Raw genomic sequence first — 19,906 nt, 5'->3', positions numbered from 1 at the left:
TGAAGACATGACCGCACCAATGCTTGCCCGGGCCACCGGCACGGGCCGTATGTACGCGCGCAGCACGCGCGAAGAGCCCGTCGTCCCGTCGATCACCACGGTGATCGCGCAGCAGCCCCACGGTCTGGACGGCTGGTTCGGATACATGGGGGCGAACGCCCTGGCCCAGGACGTCACCCTGCAGTCCGCACTCAACAGCCCGGCGAAGCTCCGCCAGGCGGTGCAGCGCGCTGCCAATGCGGCCGCTCTGTACCGCGACGCCGCCGCGGAGCGTGGTGACCGCGTCCATCAGTACTGTGAGCAAGTGGCGCTGCGTCATCTGGACCGTGAGCACGACGTCGACGGCGCGCGGGACCTGCTCGCCCAGCACGGTGAGCAGGCGTTCGCCGACCGCTTCGATGAATGGTGGAAGGCGTACGACGTGCGCCCGATCGCCCCCGAGATCACGGTCTGGAACCACGAGGTCGGCTATGCGGGCACGCTCGACCTGGTGGCCGAGATCAATGGACGCACCTGCCTGATCGACTACAAGACCAAGGGCACCACCCGGGACGGCCAGGTCAAGGCGCTGGATGACAAGGTGGTCATGCAGCTCGTCGCCGGCATGAAGGCGGAGGAGAGCCTGGTGGATCCCGAGCTGGGGGAGTGGGAGGCCTGGCAGCACGGCGCCGGTCCACTGCTCATCGCGGTGGCGGTCGGAGAGACCGAAGTGCGGCCGCAGCGGGCCAATCCCGAGGTCCTCAAGCATCACTGGTGGAAGTTCTGCGCCTTGAAGAGGGTGTGGCAGCTCAATCAGGACCTGCTCCAGGAGCGGTCCGCGCTCCTACCCCTGTCCCCTCCGCGGGCCTGAACGGCGTCCCGCCAGCGGCACACCGGCGTTCCTCCGGCCCTCAGAGCCGGTCCGTAGAATGGACACGGCGGCGCGCGGCGCCGCAATGATCCGTCAGCACCTTATACAGGAGGTCCACTCCATGGCCGTTCTCGGCATCAGGACTCTCGGCGACCCGGTCCTCAGGACCCGGGCCGAGGAAGTCACCGACATCTCACCGGCCGTCCATCAGCTGGTGGACGACATGCTGGAGACCATGGAGGACGTGCACGGCGCGGGCCTCGCCGCGCCCCAGGTGGGCGTGGGCCAGCGCATCTTCACCTTCAACATCGACGGGGTGAAGGGGCATGTCATCAATCCCGTCCTCGTCAACAGCGAGGATCATCAGCCGGACGAACGCGAAGGGTGCCTCTCGGTGCCCGGCATCTCCGCCCCGGTCCGCCGGTTCCGGCAGACCACGGTCCGCGGGATCGACCGGGACGGAAATCCGGTGGAGCTGACGGCCGAGGGCATGCTCGCCCGGTGCTTCCAGCACGAGACGGACCACTTGGACGGCATCCTGTTCATCGATCGGCTGTCGGGTGAGGAACGGCGTCGAGCCCTCAAGACCCTCCGGAGCGGCGAGTACTCCGCGGCCGAGCGGGCGACGGTGGATCAGCGCGCCGGTTCCGTGGCCTCCGCCTTCAGCAAGGCGCCGGCGTCGTCGGCGAAGGGCCGCGGCTCCTTCGGGCAGGCGCTGTGAAGGTCCTGTTCGCCGGAACACCGGCGGTGGCCGTCCCGTCCCTCGACCGGCTGCTCGAGGCCGGCTTCGAGGTGGTCGGTGTCCTGACCCGTCCCGATGCCCCGCTCGGCCGGAAGCGCGTCCTGACCCCTTCGCCCGTGGCGCAGCGTGCCGAAGAGCTCGGGCTCGAGGTCATCAAAGCCTCCCGCATCACCCCGGAGGTGACGGAGCGGATCGTGGCGACCGGCGCGGAGGTGGGTGCGATCGTGGCTTTCGGCGGTCTGGTGCCGCAGTCCGCGCTCGACGCCCTGGAGCACGGCTGGATCAACCTCCACTTCTCCCTGCTGCCCGCCTGGCGCGGAGCGGCCCCCGTTCAGCACGCCCTCATCAACGGCGACGACGTCCTGGGCGCCTCGACCTTCCAGCTGGAGGCGGGCCTGGACACCGGTCCGGTATTCGGCACGATGACCGAGACGGCCCGGCCCGATGACACGAGCGGCGTGGTCCTCGAGCGTCTGGCGGTGAGCGGCGCGGTCCTGCTCGCCCAGACGCTGTCGGCGATCGCCGCGGGCCGCGCGGAGGCCCGGCCCCAGGAGGGCATTCCGACGCTCGCCCCCAAACTCACGCTGGAGGACGGTCGTCTCGACTGGTCCCAGCCGGCTCTGTCCTTGCACCGCCGCGCCCGGGGCGTCACCCCGGAACCGGGCGCATGGACCGAACTCGATGGCCAGCGCTTCAAGATCGGGGCCCTCGCGCTCCGGCCGGACGTCCGGGATCTGGCGCCGGGCAGCCTGCGGCTCGTGGGGAAGTCCGTGGTGGTCGGCACCGGCAGTCACGGCCTGGAGCTGCTTGAGGTGCAGCCCAGCGGCAAACGCATGATGTCAGCACGCGACTGGGCCCGTGGCCTGGCCGCCCTGGAGAAAGTGACCTTCGCATGAGTCAGCATCGGGGCACGCCCCAGCCCAGAGGCGGTTCAGGCTCGGGCGGTTCAGGTTCGGGCCGCTCCGGCGGCGGCCGGGACGGAGGCCGCAGGAACGCGCAGGGCCGCGAACGGCATCGCGGCAACAGCGGAGGGAGCCGGCAGTTCAGCTCGGCCGCGCCCTCGCAGCGTTCCCGCCGCGCCGACCCGGCCCGTCTGGTCGCTTTCGAGGTGCTCCGTGCGGTCTCCGGCGCGGACGCCTACGCCAACCTGGTGCTGCCCGGTCTCATCCGCGAGCACCGGCTGGAACGCCGGGACGCCGCCTTCGCCACGGAGCTCGCCTACGGGACCCTCCGCGGCCAGGGCAGCTACGACGCCATCCTGTCCGAATCGGTGGACCGGCCCTTGAAAGACCTCGACCCGGCCGTGCTCGACGTTCTCAGGCTCGGTGCGCACCAGCTCCTCGGCATGCGGGTCCCTGCGCACGCGGCCCTCGACGAGAGCGTCGGTCTGACGCGTGCGGTGATCGGCGCCGGCCCGTCCGGCCTGGTCAATGCGGTGCTCCGGAAGGTCAGCGCCCACACGCTGGAGGAGTGGCTGGACGAGATCTCGTCCCGGACGCCCGATGCCATCGAGCAGCTCGCCCTCCGTCAGGCCCACCCGGCGTGGATCGTGCGGGCACTGCGACAGGCGCTGGTGGGTCACGGTCACGATGTCGCCGAGATCGAGGACCTCCTGGCCGCCGACAATGAGGCCCCGGTGGTGAACCTCGTCGCCCTCCCATCGCTGGCGTCCGCACACGATCTCGATGACAGCGGCGCCGAACCCGGCCCGCTCCTGGAGGGGTCCTGGCTGTCGGCAGGCGGTGATCTGGGGCGGATCCCGGCGGTGCGGGACGGCGTCGTGCGCGTGCAGGACGTCGGCTCTCAGCTGGTGGCCCGCGCCCTGGTGGCCGCGCCGCTCGAGGGCGGCGACGGCGGCCCCGAGCGCTGGCTCGACCTGTGCGCCGGCCCGGGTGGCAAGGCCGCCCTGCTCGCCGCCCTGGCGATCGATGCGGATGCGTCGCTGCTGGCCAACGAGGCGCAGCAGCACCGGGCCGACCTCGTCCGGCGCGCTCTTCAGCCGGTCCCCGAGGAACGCTGGGAGGTCCGCACCGGAGACGGCCGTGATGTCGGGGAGAAGCTCCCGGGGCGGTTCGACCGCGTCCTCGTGGACGTTCCCTGCACCGGCCTCGGCGCTCTGCGGCGCCGGCCGGAGTCCCGGTGGCGCCGCACCCCGAAGGACCTGACCGAACTCGGCCCCCTGCAGCGCCAGCTGCTGGACTCCGCGATCCAGGCCACCCGGCCGGGCGGCGTGATCGCCTATGTGACGTGTTCCCCGCACCTCGCGGAGACGCGCATGGTGGTGGATGACGTGCTCAAGCGCCGCGACGATCTGGAACTCATCGACGCGGGCCCCGTGATCGACGGGGTGGCCCGGGGAGAAACGCTGTCCGCCGACCACGGAGGATACGTCCAGCTCTGGCCCCATCAGCACGGGACGGACGCCATGTTCCTGGCGCTGCTCCGTAAGAAGACCCCCGCCGCGGCCCAGGCCTGAGCGGTCCAGCCCCTCCGAAGGAGAACGCATGCGCTGTTGCATCAATCCGAGCATCCTGTCCGCCGACTTCGTCAATCTTCAGGCGGAGCTGGACAGGATCGCCGCGGCCGACGCCGTCCACGTGGACGTCATGGACAACCACTTCGTGCCGAATCTGACCCTGGGGCTGCCGGTGGCGTCCCGGATCCAGGCGGTGAGCCCCATCCCACTGGACGCCCACTTGATGATCGAGGACCCTGACCGCTGGGCACCCGGCTTCGCGGACGCCGGCCTGGCCTCCGTCACGTTCCACGCCGAGGCGGCGACCGCTCCCATCAAACTGGCCCGTGAGCTGCGGGCCCGTGGCGCCAAGGCCGGCCTGGCACTCCGCCCGGCCACGCCGGTGGAGCCGTACCTGGACCTGCTCCATGAGTTCGACATGATCCTGGTGATGACCGTGGAGCCGGGCTTCGGCGGTCAGAGCTTCCTGGATGTCACGCTGCCCAAGATCCGCCGCGCCCGTGCGGCGATCGACGGCAGTGGCGCGGCCGTGCAGCTGCAGGTCGACGGCGGCGTCACCGAGGAGACGATCGTGCGGGCCGCCGAGGCCGGGGCGAACGTCTTCGTGGCGGGCAGCTCGGTCTACGGGGCGGAGGATCCGGAACGGGCGATCACGCGGCTGCGCGAGATCGCGGAGAGTGTCTGGGCCGGCGCGCGTTCCTGACGAAATGTTTCCGGTGGCCGTCGGGAATGAACCGGCGGCCTCCGGACTTATGACACTATGTAATCCTGCTCCCAGCACCATCCGGTGAGGGGAACAGCCACAATTTGATCAATCGTGCTCCGGGGTCGGTGAAAGTCCGAACCGGCGGTTATAGTCCGCGACCCGTCAGACCTTCATCGGTCTGCCGGTTGAGCCGGTGAAATTCCGGCACCGACAGTTAAAGTCTGGATGGGAGAAGCACGAACACAAGCCACGGGTCTGTCCCGTGCGTCCTTGTTGTCGCCCCCGGAGCCGCCGCGGTTCTCTGGAAAGGGTGAGACATGGACCTCTTGCGGTGGCTCTTCGAAGCGCAGATCCCAGTCGGTGGGACGGCGCTTCTGCTACGTGAAGTTCTCGGTAATGTTTTCGGTCTGGCGAGTGCCCTCGGTGGCATGCGCCGCCGCGTCTGGGCCTGGCCCGTGGGCATCGTGGGCAATCTGCTCCTGCTCACGGTCTTCCTGGGCAATGTCTTCGGCGCCGCCGCCCCCGCCACGCTGTGGGGACAGGCCGGCCGCCAGATCATGTTCATCGCGGTGGCGGTCTTCGGCTGGATCCGCTGGCGTCAGGGCAAGCGCGACGCCGACAGCCACGGCGTGGCCCTCGTGCCCCGCTGGGCCGGTGGCCGGGCCCGCGTCGGGCTCATCGCGGCGCTCCTGCTCGGCACGGGGCTTCTGACCCCGCTCTTCTCGCTTCTCGGCTCCTACCCTCCGGTGTGGGCGGACGCCTGGACCTTCGTGGGTTCGCTGCTGGCCACCTTCGGCATGGCCAAGGGCTGGACCGAGTTCTGGCTCATCTGGGTGGCCGTGGATGTCGTCGGCGTGCCGCTGCTGTTCAGCGCCGGGTATTACGCGAGTGGTTTCATGTACCTCTTCTACGGCGTCTTCACGCTGGTCGGCTTCTTCGTCTGGATGCGCGCTCAGAAGCGCGAGGCGCAGGCACCCCCGGGATACACCCACGACGACGGCGCACCCGTCACGGCGGAGGTGCGCTGAGTGGGCGGGCATGATGTGAGCGGCGCCTCCTTCACGGACATCGAACGGGCCGCGATGGCCCAGGCCCTGGACGCCGCGCTCGGCGGACCCCGGGGCGCGAACCCGCTCGTGGGGGCCGTGATCCTCGACCCCGAAGGCAGGGTCCTCAGCGTCGGGCACCACCGAGGAGCCGGCACCGCACATGCCGAGGCCGACGCGCTGGCCACGGCCCGTGAGTACGGCATCGACGTCACGGGCGGGACCATCCTCGTGACCCTGGAGCCCTGCAATCACCAGGGCCGCACCGGACCCTGCGCCCAGGCGATCATCGCCGCCGGACTGGCCCGGGTCATCTACGCGATCGACGATCCCCACGATCCCGCCGCAGGAGGCGCGGCGACACTGCGCGCCGCGGGAATCCAGGTGGAGAGCGGACTGGAGGCCGAGCAGGCCCGAGCGCTGAACGCGCGATGGCTCGCCGCCGTCGACGGTCGCAGGCCGTTCGTGACCCTGCACATCGCTCAGACCCTGGACGCCCGCATCGCGGCGGAGGACGGGACCAGCCAGTGGATCTCCGGTCCGGAGTCGCTGCGGGACAACCACGCGATCCGGCAGCGGATCGACGCGATCCTGGTCGGGACCGGGACCGTGGAGATCGACGATCCCCGCCTCACCGCGCGCACCCCGGACGGTGAGCTCGCCGAGCATCAGCCCCTCCGCGCGGTGATGGGACTGCGCCCGATCCCGGAGGGCGCCGCGATCCTCGGCGAGGACGGCCGCGCCATCCATCTCGCCACACGCGAGCCGGCCGAGGCCCTCGCGGAGCTCTTCGACCGCGGTGTCCGCCACGTCATGGTCGAGGGCGGCAGCCGGATCATCGGGGCCTTCCTCAGCGCCGGCCTGGTCGACGAACTCGTGATCTACCAAGCCCCCACCCTCCTCGGCTCCGGGAAGAACTCCGTGGCCGGGCTGGGCATCCACACCCTCGCCGAAGCCCAGTCCTGGGACTGGGATCACTCGGACGGCGGCTCCGTGCGGCACCTGGGCCGCGATCTCCGCCTTCATCTTCAGCCGGCCACGCCGCAGTCTTAAGGAATAGTCATGTTCACCGGAATCATCGCCGAACGCGGCACCGTCGCCGCGTTCCAGCAGCAGGACGGCAGCGCCGTCCTGACCCTCGACGTCCCCACGCTCGCCGCGGACCTCGACCTGGGCGGCTCCATCGCGGTCAACGGCGTGTGCCTGACCGCCACGTCCCGCGACGGCGGCCGCATCGACGTCGACGTCATGGGGGAGACTCTCGTCCGGACCACGATCGGCTCACTCGAGCCGGGGGACCGGGTCAATCTCGAACGCTGCGTTCCCGCCGGCGGGCGCCTGGACGGGCACGTCGTGCAGGGCCATGTCGATGGCGTGGGCGCCCTCCTGGAACGCGAGAACCAGGGGAACTGGGACCGCCTGCGCTTCAGCATCCCGACGCCGCTGGCCCGTTATGTGGCCGAGAAGGGCTCGATCGCGATCGATGGCGTGTCCCTCACCGTCACCGCCGTCAGTCCCGCCACCGAGCCGGAGCAGTGGTTCGAAGTGGGTCTGATCCCGATCACGCTCGCCGAGACCGGGCTGGGCGACAAGAAGCCGGGGGAGGGCGTCAACCTGGAGGTCGACGTGCTCGCGAAGTACGCAGAGCGCCTGCTCTCCTTCCTGGACGGAGAGCGCCGGTGAGCGGGCAGCTCAGCGGTCCGCACGGCCTGGACCCCATCGAGGACGCCATCGCAGCGATCGCCGCGGGACGCGCCGTCGTCGTGGTGGATGACGAGGACCGTGAGAACGAAGGCGACATCATTTTCGCCGCCCAGCACTCGACGCCGCAGCTCATGGGCTGGACCATCCGGCACAGCTCCGGCGTGATCTGCGTGCCGCTGACGGGGGAGCAGGCGGATCGTCTCGAGCTGCCGCCCATGGTCGAGGTCAACCAGGACGCCAAAGGCACCGCGTACACCGTCAGCTGCGACGCGGCGGTCGGCGTGAGCACCGGCATCTCGGCGACGGACCGGTCGCTGACGGTGAATCTCCTGGCCAGCGCCCAGACCCGGCCGGAGGAACTCACCCGTCCCGGGCATATTTTCCCGTTGCGCGCCGTTAAGGGTGGAGTGCTCGAACGCCCTGGACACACCGAGGCGGCCGTGGACCTCTGCCGTCTGGCCGGAGTCCAGGAGGCCGGCGTGATCGCCGAAATCGTCCATGACGACGGCGAGATGATGCGCCTGGATGCGCTGCGTGACTTTGCAGCCGCTCACGGGTGTCCGCTGGTGTCCATCGCCGATCTTGCGGCGTATCTCCGGTCCGGAGGCGAGCAGGCAGGACAGGCAGGATGACAGAGCGCAGCATGGTGCAATCAGAGGAGGAACTATGAGTCCGGAACAGCACAGTGGGAAGCACCCCGTCAGCTCGGGGCCCATCGTGAAACTGCCCACGGCTTTCGGGGAGTTCGTGGCCCAGGCCTGGACCGATGAGGCGACCGGCGTGGAACATCTGGCCGTCAGTTCCCCCAACCCGCCCAGTGACGGGCAGGCGCCGCTCGTGCGGCTGCATTCCGAATGCCTCACGGGCGACGTGTTCGGCTCCTACCGCTGCGATTGCGGCGAGCAGCTCGCGCTGGCGCTCAACCTGATCCGCGAACAGGGCGGCACGCTGCTGTACCTGCGCGGGCAGGAAGGCCGCGGGATCGGGCTGGCCAACAAGATCAAGGCCTACGCCCTGCAGGAGGCCGGCTTCGACACGGTGGAGGCCAACGAGCAGCTCGGCCTGCCTGTGGATGCCCGCTGCTACAACGCGGCGGCTCAGATCCTCGCGGAGATGGGTCTGACGGAGATCCGTCTCCTCAGCAACAATCCGGACAAGGAGCAGCGTCTCGCGGCAGCCGGTGTCCGGGTGGTGGAGATGGTCCCCACCGAGGTCCCGAGCCGTGAGGAGAACCTCCGGTACCTCCGGACCAAGAAGGACCGCATGGACCACCGGCTCAGCCTGGAGGTCCCGGACGTGGAGATCCCCGGAGCGAACTCCTGATGACCACCCAGCCCGAACAGAAAGCGAGCACCGCATGAGCGGCCACGGAGCACCCACCATCACCCTCGACGCCGGCGCGGAGCAGCAGCCGCTGCGTGTGGCCGTCATCGCCGCGAGCTGGCACCGGGAGGTGATGGACGGTCTGCTGGCCGGCGCCCAGGCGGCGGCCGCCGACGCCGGACTCACCGACGTCACGGTGGTCACCGTTCCCGGCACGTTCGAACTCAGTGTCGCCGCGGCGCGTCTGGCGCCGCACTACGACGCCCTGGTCGCGCTCGGCGTCGTGATCCGTGGCGGCACGCCGCACTTCGACTACGTCTGCCAGTCCGCGACGCTCGGCCTGACTCAGGTGTCGGTCAACACCGGGGTGCCGGTCGGCTTCGGCGTCCTCACCTGTGACAACGAGCAGCAGGCACTGGACCGGGCGGGCCTGCCGGGGTCCTCCGAGGACAAGGGCCGTGAGGCGCTCGAGGCCGCCGTGGCCACCGCGCTGACGCTGCGGTCCGCGCTCGCCCAGCAGGACTGATCCGTCTGCGGGGTGGGGAAGATCACCCCAGTCGGCTCTGTAACGCCCCCGGCCCGTTTCGGGCCGGGGGCCCGGTTCACAGTAGGGTATGACACGTGAAGAATTTCGAGGCGCTCTTCGCTGAATTGAGCGAAAAAGCCGAAACCCGGCCCGAAGGTTCGCGCACTGTCGCTGAACTGGATTCGGGCGTGCACGGGATCGGCAAGAAGGTTGTGGAAGAGGCCGCCGAAGTCTGGATGGCGGCGGAATACGAATCCGACGAGGCGGCTGCGGAGGAGATCTCCCAGCTCCTGTACCACCTTCAGGTCCTGATGCTTGCCAAAGGCCTGACCCTCGAAGACGTCTACAAGCATCTCTAGCCGCTCGGCGCGGCAAGCGCCCGGCGGCTGGCGTCGTTCCCGGCCCTGCCTTCCTGCGGGACGGGACGGCTCACGTCTCTCCAGTTCACAGACCACTGCGGGCCGAGGGCCCGGACACGAAAGATGCTTGAAGACATATGTTGCGCGTAGCAGTTCCCAATAAAGGTTCCCTTTCCGAAGCCGCCGCGGCGATTCTGGCCGAAGCCGGCTACCGCCAGCGCCGGGACAACCGTGAGCTCGTCATGGTGGACCCCGACAATGATGTGGAGTTCTTCTTCCTCCGTCCCCGTGACATCGCGGTGTACGTGGGGCAGGGCACGCTGGACGTCGGCATCACCGGGCGCGACCTCCTCCTGGACGCCCAGGTGGACGCGGTCGAGATGCTCGAACTCGGTTTCGCCGCGTCGACCTTCCGGTTCGCCGGGCCCGTCGGCGACTTCCAGAGCGTCGAGCAGCTGGCCGGCAAGCGCCTGGCCACCAGCTACGACGGCCTGCTCCGCGATTACCTCGCGAACCTCGGCATCGACGCCAAGGTCGTCCGCCTCGACGGCGCGGTCGAGTCCTCGGTGCGCCTCGGCGTCGCCGACGCGATCGCCGACGTCGTCGAGACCGGGAACACCCTGAAGGCCGCCGGCATGGAGATCTTCGGCGAGCCGATCCTCAAGTCCCAGGCCGTGCTGATCGGCCGGCCGGGGGAGAACAACCCCGCCGCCGAGGTGCTGATCCGGCGTCTGCAGGGCGTGCTCGTGGCGCGCCAGTACGTCCTGGTGGACTACGACATCCGCAAGGACCTGGTGGAGGAGGCCGCGGCACTGACGCCGGGTCTGGAATCTCCCACGGTGTCCCCGCTGCGTGACTCCGACTGGGTCGCCGTGCGGTCGATGGTGCTCAAGAAGTCCACCAATCAGGTCATGGACGAGCTCTACGACCTGGGCGCCCGCGCCATCCTGGTGAGCAGCATCCACGCTTGCCGCATCTGAGCCACCGGACGAGAACCCAGGAGGAACCATGGCAGTCGCCATCCGCGTGATCCCCTGCCTTGACGTCGACGCCGGCCGCGTGGTCAAGGGAGTCAACTTCAAAGGCCTTCGCGACGCCGGAGACCCGGTCGAGCTGGCTCACCGTTACGACCGCGCCGGTGCGGACGAGCTGACGTTCCTGGACGTCACCGCGAGCTCCGGCAACCGCGAGACCACGTTCGACGTGGTCCGCCGCACCGCCGAGGAGATCTTCATCCCGCTCACGGTCGGCGGTGGTGTGCGCGGCGTGGCCGAGGTGGACAAGCTGCTGCGCTACGGTGCGGACAAGGCGTCCATCAACACGGCCGCCGTCGCGCGCCCCGAGGTGATCGATGAGATCACCCGGCACTTCGGCTCCCAGGTCCTGGTGCTCTCGGTGGACGCGCGCCGTGTCCCGGAGGGCGCGGACAGCACGACCCCGTCGGGCTTCGAAGTGACGACCCACGGCGGACGCCAGGGGACCGGCATCGACGCCATCGCCTGGGCGCGGGAAGCCGCCGACCGGGGTGTGGGGGAGATCCTGCTGAACTCGATCGATGCCGACGGCACCAAGGACGGCTTCGATCTCGAGATGATCCGCGCCGTGCGGGCCGCCGTGAACATCCCGCTGATCGCCTCGGGCGGGGCCGGGATTCCGGAGCACTTCCCGCCGGCCATCGAAGCGGGTGCGGACGCCGTCCTCGCCGCGTCGATGTTCCACTTCGGCCCTGACGACATGATCGCCCAGGTCAAGACCGCCATCCGCGACGCCGGGTACGAGGTCCGCTGACCTCGGGGACTGAGCGCCCCACTGGAATAGAGGAGGGACCCTGCCGTCTGGCAGGGTCCCTCGTCCATTCGTGAGTCGTGTCAGGTCATGAATCGCGCCAGGTCATGAGCGCCGCGCGGGCTCGCCTCAGACCGGGCCGGCCTCAGGCGCCGAGCGTCGCCGAACGGAGCAGAGCGACGGCGTCGGGCTGGCCCTCGAAGGACACGAGCGCATGCGAGGCGCGGCCGTAGGCGTGCATCATGAGCTCGGCCGGATCGCCCAGGATGGCGACCGAGTCCGGAGCCCGGCGGGCGACGTGGCGTGGCCCGTTCGGGCGCACGAGCACGATGCCCAGGTCGACGCCGCGGTACAGCAGGGCGGCGCGCTTCACCAGATCCGCCCAGAGTGCCTCGGCGTAGGTGTCATCGAGGGCCCGGGGCGCCCAACGGTCCCCGGCGCGGCGGACGTCCTCGGCATGCACGAAGAATTCCGCGAGATTGGCCAGTTCGGCGAAGGCGGGGATGCCCCACGGTGACAAACGGGAGGGGCCGGCGCGGAACTTCTCCACGAGCTTGACGTACGCGTCGTCATCCAGGGTCGACGCGAGCTCCTCGATCGCCTGATCCGTGGCGGGCGCCAGAGCCTTGACCGCGAGGCCCAGGGCGAGACGGGGGCTGGTCTCCCGGAGATGCAGGTGCGCCAGCAGGTGCCGCGTCTTCCACCCCTCACAGAGGGTGGGCGCGTCGGGACCGGCCGCGAGCAAGGTCTCGGCCAGGAATTCTCGGGAGGGGGCCACAAAACGCATCACTGTGAACGTAACACGAGAGCGGGCTCCCGGCGGCGCATGACGCACTGCGAGACGGGGCGTTGCGCGCCGTCGGACGGCCGGCGCCGGGTGACGTCACCGAGCCGGACGGAGGCGGGGCGGCACGGCTCGCCGTACTAGACTGGATCGCGATGTCTGAACAGCCCATTCCCCCTCTTCCCGGCGCTTCCCCAGCCTCTGAGCCGGCCGCCGAGCTCGGCCCTGACGTGGCATCGCGCCTCAAGCGCGACGACCACGGCCTGGTGGCGGCCATCATCCAGCAGCATGACAGCGGAGAAGTCCTCATGCTCGGCTGGATGGACGACGAAGCGCTCCGCCGCACGCTCACCACGGGTCGGGTCACCTTCTGGTCCCGCTCGCGGCAGGAGTACTGGCGCAAGGGGGACACCTCGGGCCATGTGCAGTGGGTCAAGTCCGTCGCCCTCGACTGCGACGGCGACGCCCTGCTGGTGCGCGTCGACCAGGTGGGCGCCGCCTGCCACACGGGTACGCGGACCTGCTTCGACGGCCGGGAGCTGCCCGCCGTCGTCGGGTCCCGGGAGGACGAACAGCAGACAGAGGATCCGGCCGCAGACGCCGCGACGACGGAAGGTGCACGCTAGTGCTGGAGACCACCGCCCTGAACCCCAGCCTGAATGAGTTCCGGACCCTGGCGCGCGAGCACCGGGTGATCTCGGTGACGCTGAAGGTCCTGGCCGACGCGGAGACGCCGATCAGCCTCTACCGCAAGCTCGCCCTCGGGGCCGACGGCGCCGCGAAGCCGGGCACGTTCCTCTTCGAATCCGCCGCGGTCGGCGGGTCCTGGAGCCGCTACTCGTTCATCGGTGCGCACAGCCGGGCCACGCTGACGACGCGGGACGGCGAGGCGTTCTGGCAGGGTCAGCCTCCCCAGGGCGTGCCCACCTCCGGGAACCCGGCCGAGGCCCTGCGCCTCACGCTCGAAGCGCTGCGCACCGAGCGCCACGCGGATCTGCCGCCGCTGACCTCGGGCCTGGTGGGTTTCGTGGGCTGGGAGACCGTCCGCCACTGGGAACGCCTGGTGCACCCGCCGCAGGACGACCTGAACCTGCCGGAGCTCGCCCTCAACCTCGTGAGCGACATCGCTGTCCACGACAACGTGGACGGTTCTGTGCTGCTCGTGGCGAACGCCATCAACATGGACGACAGCCCGGAACGGGTGGACGAGGCTTATCAGGACGCGGTCACGCGCCTCGACGCCATGCTCGAGCGCCTGCAGCGTCCGGCAGCACCGGCCATCGCCGCCCTGGCTCCGAGCCGCGACTACCAGGAATCGGTGCAGCACCGCTGGCCCGAAGCCCAGTACCTCGAAGCCATCGACCGCGGCAAGGAGGCCATCCGTGACGGCGAGGTCTTCCAGGTGGTCATCTCGCGGCGCTTCGAGCTGGACTGCGCGTCGAGTGCGCTGGACGTCTATCGGATGCTGCGCAACAGCAACCCGAGCCCCTACATGTACCTCTGCAACTTCGAGGATCCCCAGGGCCGTGAGTACGCGATCGTCGGCTCCAGTCCCGAGGCGCTCGTGACGGTCACGGACCGCGAGGTGATCACGCACCCGATCGCCGGATCCCGTCCGCGCGGCAAGACCCATGACGCCGACGTCGCGCTGGCCGAGGAACTGCTCGCGGACACGAAGGAACGCGCCGAGCACCTCATGCTCGTGGACCTGTCCCGCAACGACCTCTCGAGGGTCTGCACCGCGGGCACCGTGGACGTCACGCAATTCATGGAAGTGGAGCGTTTCAGCCACATCATGCACCTGGTCTCCACCGTGGTGGGACAGCTCGCCCCGGGCTCCACGGCCTACGACGTGCTCGCCTCCACCTTCCCGGCAGGCACCCTCTCCGGCGCTCCGAAGCCGCGTGCGCTGAGCCTGCTGGACGAGCTGGAGCCGCACCGGCGCAGCGTCTACGGGGGAGTGGTCGGGTATCTCGACTTCGCCGGGGACATGGACATGGCCATCGCCATCCGCACGGCGCTCCTGCTGGACGGCAAGGCGTACGTCCAGGCCGGCGGTGGCATCGTCGCCGATTCGCACAAGCCGGACGAAGCGCTGGAGACGGTGAACAAGGCGGCCGCGCCGCTGCGTGCCGCGCACCTCGCCTCCGCCCTGCGGGACGCGGAGCCCGGCCTCGCGGCGTCGCTCACGGAAGGTCAGTGATGAGCCGCACCGCAGCTCCCCGCTGGTCTCGTAAGGGCACCGTCGTGCTGGTGACGGTGCTGTGCGCCGTCGCCGTCTTCGGCACCACGACTCAGAGCTGGGTGAATGTCGTCCTGGCGCAGAGCGGTGTCAGGATGCCGGATCTCCACGTCGCCGGCAGCAAGGCCGCGACCGCGGTCACGGCCCTCGCGGTGGTGGCGGTCGCCGGCGCCATCGCCAGCAGCATCGCGGGCCGTATCGCCCGGTGGCTGGTCGCCGTGGCGATCGCCCTGTCCGGGATCGGGATCGTCTCGGCCGGCCTGACCGTGCTGAACGACCCCCGCGCCGCGGCGCAGGGCGAGATCAGCCGCCAGACCGGCGTCGCGAACGGACCGGCAGAGGTCAGCCTGACGTCCTTCCCCCTGATCGCGGTGGTCTGCGGCGCTCTGCTCATCCTCTGCGCGGTGTGGCTGGTTCTCGCCTCACGCCATTGGACGGGCAGCTCGAAATACGACGGCGCCGCGGGCCGGTCCCGTGCGGCCGCGAAGGGCTCCGCGAGCCCCTCCACCGGAGCCGACGAGGCCGCCGACGACGAGCCGCTGGACGCGATCGACAGCTGGGATCAGCTCAGCAAGGGGCACGACCCCAGCTAGGCCTGTCCGGCAGGTGGGCACAGCGGCTCCGCTGCGCCTGGACCTGCACAATCAATGGCAGAATGTAGTTAGTTTCATTCCTGAGGAGTATCACCATGAGCAAAGCCACTGTTTCCGCCAGCCAGTCCACCGAGTCCCACGCGGACGAGATCGGACACGGCAACAGCCCGGCTGCCTGGACCTGCGTGGCCATCATGCTGGTGGGCGCCCTGGTTTCGTCCATCGCCTTCGTCCTGGCCAGCGCGCCCGTCTTCTGGGGCGGCATCGGCGTCATGGTGGTCGGCCTCCTGGCCGGCTTCGCCATGCGCAAGGCCGGTTACGGCGTCGGCGGCAGCAAGCTCAAGAACAGCCACTGATCTGTGACTGTCCTCGACGACATCATCGCTGGGGTCCGCGAAGACCTTGAGGCCCGCCGGCAGTCGCAGGCTGCGATCGAGGACGCCGCGCGCGCCGCGGCCCCTGCACGGGACGCCTGGGCCGCGCTCGGCGGCGGTCAGTCCGACGCCGGGCTGAAGGTCATCGCGGAGATCAAGCGCCGCAGCCCCTCCAAGGGTGACCTGGCCGGGATCGTCGATCCCGCGGCCCTCGCGGAGCAGTACGTCTCCGGCGGGGCCTCCGTCATCTCGGTCCTGACCGAGCAGCGCCGCTTCAACGGGAGTCTCGCAGACCTGGATTCGGTGCGCGCCCGGGTGGACGTGCCGCTGCTCCGCAAGGACTTCACGGTGGACGAGTACCAGATCTGGGAGGCCCGTGCCCACGGCGCCGACCTCATTCTGCTGATCGCCGCCGCTCTCGATGACGCCCAGCTCAAGGACTTCAGTGACCTCGCCCACGAACTGGGCATGAACGTGCTGCTGGAGACTCACACGCTCGAGGAGATCGAGCGGGCAGCGGCCGTGGAGGCGCGCATCATCGGCGTCAACGTCCGCAATCTGAAGACCCTCGACGTCGACCGTGGCGTCTTCGGCAGTCTGGCCTCGGCCATTCCCGCCGGAGCGATCGCCGTGGCGGAGTCCGGGGTCCGCGGAGTCGAGGATGCCGTGCACTACGCGTCCCAGGGTGCGCAGGCGCTCCTGGTGGGCGAGGCGCTCGTCACCACCGATGACCCGCGCCGGCTGCTCCAGGACTTCCGGGAGGCAGGCACCCGTGCCATGCCGGCCCGGCGCGGCTGAACAGCTCTACGAACACGCCCGGCGATGCCCCTGCGGCGTCGCCGGTCCGAACTGAAACACAGAGGACGGTGAGCGCGATGGCGGAGAACGCATCGCAGAACCCCGGGCAGGGCGCGGCTGAAGAGCAGGCCTTCGGGGACCCCGCTGAGGCATTCCTGGCGGGACGGCAGGCGGAGCAGGCCGGTGGCGGCAACGCCACGGACCACGGCCCTCTGCGTCACGCCGAAGGTCCCTACTTCGGTGAGTACGGCGGCCGCTGGATGCCCGAATCGCTCATCGCCGCTCTGGACGAGCTGGAGGACACCTTCAACAAGGCGCGGCTGGATCCCGATTTCCTCGCGGAGATCTCCGAGCTGAACAAGAACTACTCGGGCCGCCCGAGCCTGCTCACCGAGGCCAAGCGCTTCTCCGAGCACGCCGGTGGCGCCCGCGTCTTCCTCAAGCGCGAAGACCTCAACCACACCGGTTCGCACAAGATCAACAACGTGCTGGGGCAGGCCCTGCTGGCCAAGCGCATGGGCAAGACCCGCGTGATCGCCGAGACCGGCGCGGGTCAGCACGGCGTCGCCTCGGCCACTGCCGCCGCCCTCATGGGCCTGGAGTGCGTCGTCTACATGGGCGCCGAGGACTGCCGCCGTCAGGCCCTCAACGTGGCCCGCATGCAGCTCCTGGGCGCCACGGTCATCCCCGTCACGAACGGTTCGCAGACCCTGAAGGATGCCATCAACGAGGCCCTGCGCGACTGGGTGACCAATGTGGACAACACCCACTACCTCCTCGGCACCGCGGCCGGTGCCCACCCGTTCCCGGCCATGGTCCGTTTCTTCCACGAGGTCATCGGCGACGAGGCCCGCGAACAGATCCTGACCCAGACCGGCCGTCTGCCGGACGCGGTCTGTGCCTGCATCGGCGGCGGCTCGAACGCGATCGGCATCTTCCACGGCTTCCTCGATGACCCTGAGGTCGCCATCTACGGCTTCGAGGCCGGCGGTGACGGCGTGGAGACCGGTCGGCACGCGGCGACCATCACGCTGGGCCGCCCCGGCGTGCTGCACGGCGCGCGCTCCTACCTGATGCAGGACGAGGACGGCCAGACGGTCGAGTCCCACTCCATCTCCGCAGGTCTGGATTACCCGGGCGTGGGCCCGGAGCACTCCTACCTGCACGACATCGGCCGCGTGACCTACGAGCCGATCACGGACACCGAGGCGATGGACGCCTTCAAGCTGCTGTCGCAGACCGAGGGCATCATCCCGGCCATCGAGTCCTCCCATGCCCTCGCCGGCGCCATCAAGGTCGGCCGGCGGCTGACCGAGGGCAAGGAGGACCCCAGCGAGGTCATCATCGTGGTGAACCTGTCGGGCCGCGGTGACAAGGACGTCCAGACCGCCGCCGAATGGTTCGACATGCTCGACGAGGACGGCAACGTCCGCGGCACCACGCTTTCCACACGTCACAGCACCACGGGTGAGGAGTCCCCGGCATGATCCACTCCAAGGCCGCGGCCGCCATCGACAAGGCGAAGGCCGAAGGGCGTTCCGCGCTGATCGGCTACCTGCCCGCCGGATACCCGGATGTCCAGACGAGCATCGACGCCGGCATCGCGCTGGCGAAGAACGGCGCGGACATCATCGAGATCGGCATCCCGTACTCGGACCCCGTCATGGACGGCCCGGTCATCCAGGCCGCGACCACCGAGGCGCTCGCGAACGGCTTCCACGTGGCGAGCGTCTTCGACGTCGTCAAGGGCATCACGGAGGCGAGCGACGCCGCCGTCGTGGTCATGACCTACTGGAACCCGGTCATGCGGCTCGGCGTCGATGAATTCGCACGCCGCCTGGCGGAGGCCGGGGGAGCGGGCCTGGTCACGCCGGACCTCATCCCCGATGAGGCGGCGGAATGGGTCGCCGCGTCGGACAAGTACTCGCTGGACCGCATCTTCCTGGTGGCCCCGTCCTCCACGCCGGAGCGCCTCAGCATGACGGTCCAGGCCAGCCGCGGCTTCGTGTACGCCGTTTCGGTCATGGGCGTCACCGGCGCCCGCGGCGCGGTGAGCAACCTCGCCGAGAGCCTCGTGGCGGCCACCCACGCCGCCGGAGCGGAACGCGTGTGCGTCGGGCTGGGCGTGTCCCGTGCCGAACACGTCCGGGAGATCGCCTCCTATGCCGACGGCGTGATCGTGGGCTCCGCCCTGGTCTCGGCCCTCCGCGACGGTGGCGTCCCCGCCGTCGCACAGCTCACTCAGGAACTCAGCACCGGATTCACCCCGGTCGGATAGGAACCCGGTATGCAGACCGCCCTGATGGCGACCCAGCTCCCTGCCAGCATCCCCAGCCCCAGCTGGTCGGGGTTCGAGCTGGGACCGTTCAGCATCAGGGCGTACGCCCTGTGCATCCTGCTCGGCATCGTGGTGGGTCTCTGGCTCACCGCGGTCCGCTGGAAGCGCCGCGGCACGCCGGAGGGCAGCCTGTGGGACATCGCCATCTGGGCGATCCCGTTCGGCATCATCGGGGGTCGCCTCTACCATGTGGTCTCCTCGCCGGCGCAGTACTTCGGCCCGAACTTCGACGGCACGGGCGACCTCAGTCTGATCCCGCAGATCTGGCGCGGCGGCCTGGGCATCTGGGGCGCGGTGGTCCTGGGCGCGGTCGGCGCGTGGATCGGCTGCCGGCGGTCCGGGGTGAAGCTGAGCGCGTTCATGGACGCGGCGGCGCCCGGCCTGCTCCTCGCCCAGGCGGTCGGCCGCTGGGGCAACTGGTTCAACCAGGAGCTCTTCGGCGCGCCCACGGACCTGCCGTGGGGCCTGCAGATCGACCCGCAGAACCCGAACTTCCCCGCGGACGCGGCCCCGGGCACCCTGTTCCACCCGACGTTCCTCTACGAGAGCCTCTGGAACCTGGTCGGCGTCGGCATTCTCCTGCTGCTGGACCGCCGGTTCCACTTCCGCCGCGCCCGCCTCTTCGCCCTGTACGCGGCGTACTACTGCCTGGGCCGCGTCTGGATCGAACTGCTCCGGATCGACGACGCCGAGCACATCACCCTCTTCGGCATCACCACGCGTCTCAATGTCTGGACGAGCATCTTCGTGCTCATCGCGGCGCTCCTGTACTTCGTGATCGCCGGTTTCGGGCGCTCAAAGCGGGGTGACACGCCCTATCTCAAGGGTCGCGAACCGGAGCCCGAAGCGCCGGCCGACAGTCATGAACCGGAAGTTACCATCCAGGATGCGGAAGGTTCCGTCTCAGATGGTGGTCCTCGTGGTAGTGTCGCTGCAACACCGAGCGATGCTGCAACCGATGAAGACCCTGCAGCAGCCCAGCCCGAAGCGGACGCCACCCACCAGTCCGCGGGCCCGGAAGCCTCCTCCTCGTCCACCGACCAGGAATCCCGGAACTGAATCCAGCCACGGCCCCGCCCCGTCACGACGGGGGCGGCCTGATGCCGCCCCTCCGAGGGGTGTAACCATTCGTTCGGTGACCGCTGGTGACCTACAATCGCTAGTATCAATCGCCTTGTTGCGCTCGTCACAATGACGCGCGAACGACTGGGGCCAATGTTGTCCCCTCCACCAGCTCGACCAGGAGGAAGGACGCTCCGT

23 protein-coding genes and 1 riboswitch are annotated in these 19,906 nt (G+C 69.6%); of the genes, 22 read left to right on the top strand and 1 reads right to left on the bottom strand.

Features of this window, described 5'->3' with window-relative positions:
- Positions 1-7 precede the first annotated feature (7 nt).
- The 14 genes from P9849_RS08350 to hisF all read left to right on the top strand — a co-directional run bounded on the left by P9849_RS08350 (position 8) and on the right by hisF (position 11,520).
- Complete coding sequence (locus tag P9849_RS08350) at positions 8-850, top strand: cytochrome (protein ID WP_278266394.1); 843 nt, start codon at positions 8-10, stop codon at positions 848-850.
- Between the two features lie 121 nt (positions 851-971).
- On the top strand, positions 972-1,571 hold the full coding sequence (gene def, locus P9849_RS08345; RefSeq protein WP_278266393.1) for a peptide deformylase: 600 nt from the start codon (positions 972-974) through the stop codon (positions 1,569-1,571).
- Positions 1,568-2,488, top strand: coding sequence for a methionyl-tRNA formyltransferase (gene fmt, locus P9849_RS08340; RefSeq protein ID WP_278266392.1), 921 nt, complete (start codon positions 1,568-1,570; stop codon positions 2,486-2,488). The genes def and fmt overlap by 4 nt, the downstream gene beginning before the upstream one ends.
- On the top strand, positions 2,485-4,068 hold the full coding sequence (locus P9849_RS08335) for a transcription antitermination factor NusB (protein ID WP_278266391.1): 1,584 nt from the start codon (positions 2,485-2,487) through the stop codon (positions 4,066-4,068). The genes fmt and P9849_RS08335 overlap by 4 nt, the downstream gene beginning before the upstream one ends.
- A gap of 28 nt (positions 4,069-4,096) precedes the next feature.
- The gene (rpe, locus tag P9849_RS08330) at positions 4,097-4,771 is read left to right on the top strand and encodes a ribulose-phosphate 3-epimerase (protein WP_278266390.1); all 675 of its coding nucleotides are present in this window, start codon (positions 4,097-4,099) and stop codon (positions 4,769-4,771) included.
- A gap of 110 nt (positions 4,772-4,881) precedes the next feature.
- A riboswitch (FMN riboswitch) is annotated at positions 4,882-5,016 on the top strand.
- 75 nt (positions 5,017-5,091) lie between these two features.
- Positions 5,092-5,802 (top strand): nicotinamide riboside transporter PnuC, encoded by a 711-nt coding sequence (gene pnuC / locus P9849_RS08325; protein ID WP_278266389.1) that lies wholly within the window; start codon positions 5,092-5,094, stop codon positions 5,800-5,802.
- Between the two features lie 54 nt (positions 5,803-5,856).
- Positions 5,857-6,873, top strand: coding sequence for a bifunctional diaminohydroxyphosphoribosylaminopyrimidine deaminase/5-amino-6-(5-phosphoribosylamino)uracil reductase RibD (ribD, locus tag P9849_RS08320; protein WP_278269139.1), 1,017 nt, complete (start codon positions 5,857-5,859; stop codon positions 6,871-6,873).
- A 9-nt stretch (positions 6,874-6,882) separates the two neighbouring features.
- Positions 6,883-7,503: a riboflavin synthase gene (locus P9849_RS08315; RefSeq protein ID WP_278266388.1), complete on the top strand. Its 621-nt coding sequence runs from the start codon at positions 6,883-6,885 to the stop codon at positions 7,501-7,503.
- Positions 7,500-8,156 carry a 3,4-dihydroxy-2-butanone-4-phosphate synthase gene (gene ribB / locus P9849_RS08310; RefSeq protein ID WP_278266387.1) on the top strand — a complete coding sequence of 219 codons (657 nt, stop codon included), beginning with the start codon at positions 7,500-7,502 and terminating at the stop codon, positions 8,154-8,156. Before P9849_RS08315 ends, ribB begins: the two co-directional genes overlap by 4 nt.
- Before the next feature lie 34 nt (positions 8,157-8,190).
- Positions 8,191-8,847, top strand: coding sequence for a GTP cyclohydrolase II (gene ribA / locus P9849_RS08305; protein ID WP_278266386.1), 657 nt, complete (start codon positions 8,191-8,193; stop codon positions 8,845-8,847).
- Between the two features lie 34 nt (positions 8,848-8,881).
- Entirely contained in the window at positions 8,882-9,373 is a 492-nt protein-coding gene (ribH, locus tag P9849_RS08300) for a 6,7-dimethyl-8-ribityllumazine synthase (protein WP_278266385.1), read from the top strand.
- Between the two features lie 95 nt (positions 9,374-9,468).
- Positions 9,469-9,732 (top strand): phosphoribosyl-ATP diphosphatase, encoded by a 264-nt coding sequence (locus tag P9849_RS08295; protein WP_208188890.1) that lies wholly within the window; start codon positions 9,469-9,471, stop codon positions 9,730-9,732.
- 137 nt (positions 9,733-9,869) lie between these two features.
- Complete coding sequence (gene hisG / locus P9849_RS08290) at positions 9,870-10,712, top strand: ATP phosphoribosyltransferase (protein ID WP_278266384.1); 843 nt, start codon at positions 9,870-9,872, stop codon at positions 10,710-10,712.
- A 28-nt stretch (positions 10,713-10,740) separates the two neighbouring features.
- Positions 10,741-11,520: an imidazole glycerol phosphate synthase subunit HisF gene (hisF, locus tag P9849_RS08285; RefSeq protein ID WP_278266383.1), complete on the top strand. Its 780-nt coding sequence runs from the start codon at positions 10,741-10,743 to the stop codon at positions 11,518-11,520.
- Between the two features lie 142 nt (positions 11,521-11,662).
- Here hisF and P9849_RS08280 read toward each other — a convergent pair whose 3' ends face one another.
- Positions 11,663-12,304, bottom strand: coding sequence for a TIGR03085 family metal-binding protein (locus P9849_RS08280; RefSeq protein ID WP_278266382.1), 642 nt, complete (start codon positions 12,302-12,304; stop codon positions 11,663-11,665).
- Between the two features lie 152 nt (positions 12,305-12,456).
- On the opposite strand from P9849_RS08280, the gene hisI reads away from it, so the two are divergent.
- From hisI to lgt, 8 genes are all read left to right on the top strand, one after another.
- Positions 12,457-12,927 (top strand): phosphoribosyl-AMP cyclohydrolase, encoded by a 471-nt coding sequence (gene hisI, locus P9849_RS08275; protein WP_278266381.1) that lies wholly within the window; start codon positions 12,457-12,459, stop codon positions 12,925-12,927.
- Positions 12,927-14,504: an anthranilate synthase component I gene (locus P9849_RS08270; RefSeq protein WP_278266380.1), complete on the top strand. Its 1,578-nt coding sequence runs from the start codon at positions 12,927-12,929 to the stop codon at positions 14,502-14,504. Before hisI ends, P9849_RS08270 begins: the two co-directional genes overlap by 1 nt.
- Entirely contained in the window at positions 14,504-15,136 is a 633-nt protein-coding gene (locus P9849_RS08265) for a Trp biosynthesis-associated membrane protein (RefSeq protein WP_278266379.1), read from the top strand. Before P9849_RS08270 ends, P9849_RS08265 begins: the two co-directional genes overlap by 1 nt.
- 95 nt (positions 15,137-15,231) lie before the next feature.
- Entirely contained in the window at positions 15,232-15,492 is a 261-nt protein-coding gene (locus tag P9849_RS08260) for an HGxxPAAW family protein (RefSeq protein ID WP_278266378.1), read from the top strand.
- A gap of 3 nt (positions 15,493-15,495) precedes the next feature.
- A complete protein-coding gene (gene trpC, locus P9849_RS08255) occupies positions 15,496-16,308 on the top strand; it encodes an indole-3-glycerol phosphate synthase TrpC (RefSeq protein WP_278266377.1) in 813 nt (270 codons plus the stop codon).
- A gap of 77 nt (positions 16,309-16,385) precedes the next feature.
- Positions 16,386-17,795: a tryptophan synthase subunit beta gene (gene trpB, locus P9849_RS08250; RefSeq protein ID WP_278266376.1), complete on the top strand. Its 1,410-nt coding sequence runs from the start codon at positions 16,386-16,388 to the stop codon at positions 17,793-17,795.
- Positions 17,792-18,586, top strand: coding sequence for a tryptophan synthase subunit alpha (gene trpA, locus P9849_RS08245; protein ID WP_278266375.1), 795 nt, complete (start codon positions 17,792-17,794; stop codon positions 18,584-18,586). The genes trpB and trpA overlap by 4 nt, the downstream gene beginning before the upstream one ends.
- Before the next feature lie 9 nt (positions 18,587-18,595).
- Entirely contained in the window at positions 18,596-19,705 is a 1,110-nt protein-coding gene (lgt, locus tag P9849_RS08240; RefSeq protein WP_278266374.1) for a prolipoprotein diacylglyceryl transferase, read from the top strand.
- Positions 19,706-19,906: the final 201 nt, after the last annotated feature.

Source organism: Arthrobacter sp. Y-9, assembly GCF_029690065.1.
Classification (GTDB): domain Bacteria; phylum Actinomycetota; class Actinomycetes; order Actinomycetales; family Micrococcaceae; genus Arthrobacter_E.
The sequence above is the reverse complement of the archived record's forward strand: the minus strand, read 5'-3'. Positions and strand labels throughout refer to the sequence as shown.

Excerpts from the sequence above, each read along its gene's own strand:
- P9849_RS08350 (WP_278266394.1), top strand. The coding sequence starts at position 8 with ATGACCGCACCAATGCTTGCCCGGGCCACCGGCACGGGCCGTATGTAC.
- def (WP_278266393.1), top strand. The coding sequence starts at position 972 with ATGGCCGTTCTCGGCATCAGGACTCTCGGCGACCCGGTCCTCAGGACC.
- P9849_RS08335 (WP_278266391.1), top strand. The coding sequence starts at position 2,485 with ATGAGTCAGCATCGGGGCACGCCCCAGCCCAGAGGCGGTTCAGGCTCG.
- rpe (WP_278266390.1), top strand. The coding sequence starts at position 4,097 with ATGCGCTGTTGCATCAATCCGAGCATCCTGTCCGCCGACTTCGTCAAT.
- pnuC (WP_278266389.1), top strand. The coding sequence starts at position 5,092 with ATGGACCTCTTGCGGTGGCTCTTCGAAGCGCAGATCCCAGTCGGTGGG.
- ribD (WP_278269139.1), top strand. The coding sequence starts at position 5,857 with ATGGCCCAGGCCCTGGACGCCGCGCTCGGCGGACCCCGGGGCGCGAAC.
- P9849_RS08315 (WP_278266388.1), top strand. The coding sequence starts at position 6,883 with ATGTTCACCGGAATCATCGCCGAACGCGGCACCGTCGCCGCGTTCCAG.
- ribA (WP_278266386.1), top strand. The coding sequence starts at position 8,191 with ATGAGTCCGGAACAGCACAGTGGGAAGCACCCCGTCAGCTCGGGGCCC.
- ribH (WP_278266385.1), top strand. The coding sequence starts at position 8,882 with ATGAGCGGCCACGGAGCACCCACCATCACCCTCGACGCCGGCGCGGAG.
- hisG (WP_278266384.1), top strand. The coding sequence starts at position 9,870 with ATGTTGCGCGTAGCAGTTCCCAATAAAGGTTCCCTTTCCGAAGCCGCC.
- hisF (WP_278266383.1), top strand. The coding sequence starts at position 10,741 with ATGGCAGTCGCCATCCGCGTGATCCCCTGCCTTGACGTCGACGCCGGC.
- P9849_RS08280 (WP_278266382.1), bottom strand. The coding sequence starts at position 12,304 with ATGCGTTTTGTGGCCCCCTCCCGAGAATTCCTGGCCGAGACCTTGCTC.
- hisI (WP_278266381.1), top strand. The coding sequence starts at position 12,457 with ATGTCTGAACAGCCCATTCCCCCTCTTCCCGGCGCTTCCCCAGCCTCT.
- P9849_RS08265 (WP_278266379.1), top strand. The coding sequence starts at position 14,504 with ATGAGCCGCACCGCAGCTCCCCGCTGGTCTCGTAAGGGCACCGTCGTG.
- P9849_RS08260 (WP_278266378.1), top strand. The coding sequence starts at position 15,232 with ATGAGCAAAGCCACTGTTTCCGCCAGCCAGTCCACCGAGTCCCACGCG.
- trpB (WP_278266376.1), top strand. The coding sequence starts at position 16,386 with ATGGCGGAGAACGCATCGCAGAACCCCGGGCAGGGCGCGGCTGAAGAG.
- trpA (WP_278266375.1), top strand. The coding sequence starts at position 17,792 with ATGATCCACTCCAAGGCCGCGGCCGCCATCGACAAGGCGAAGGCCGAA.
- lgt (WP_278266374.1), top strand. The coding sequence starts at position 18,596 with ATGCAGACCGCCCTGATGGCGACCCAGCTCCCTGCCAGCATCCCCAGC.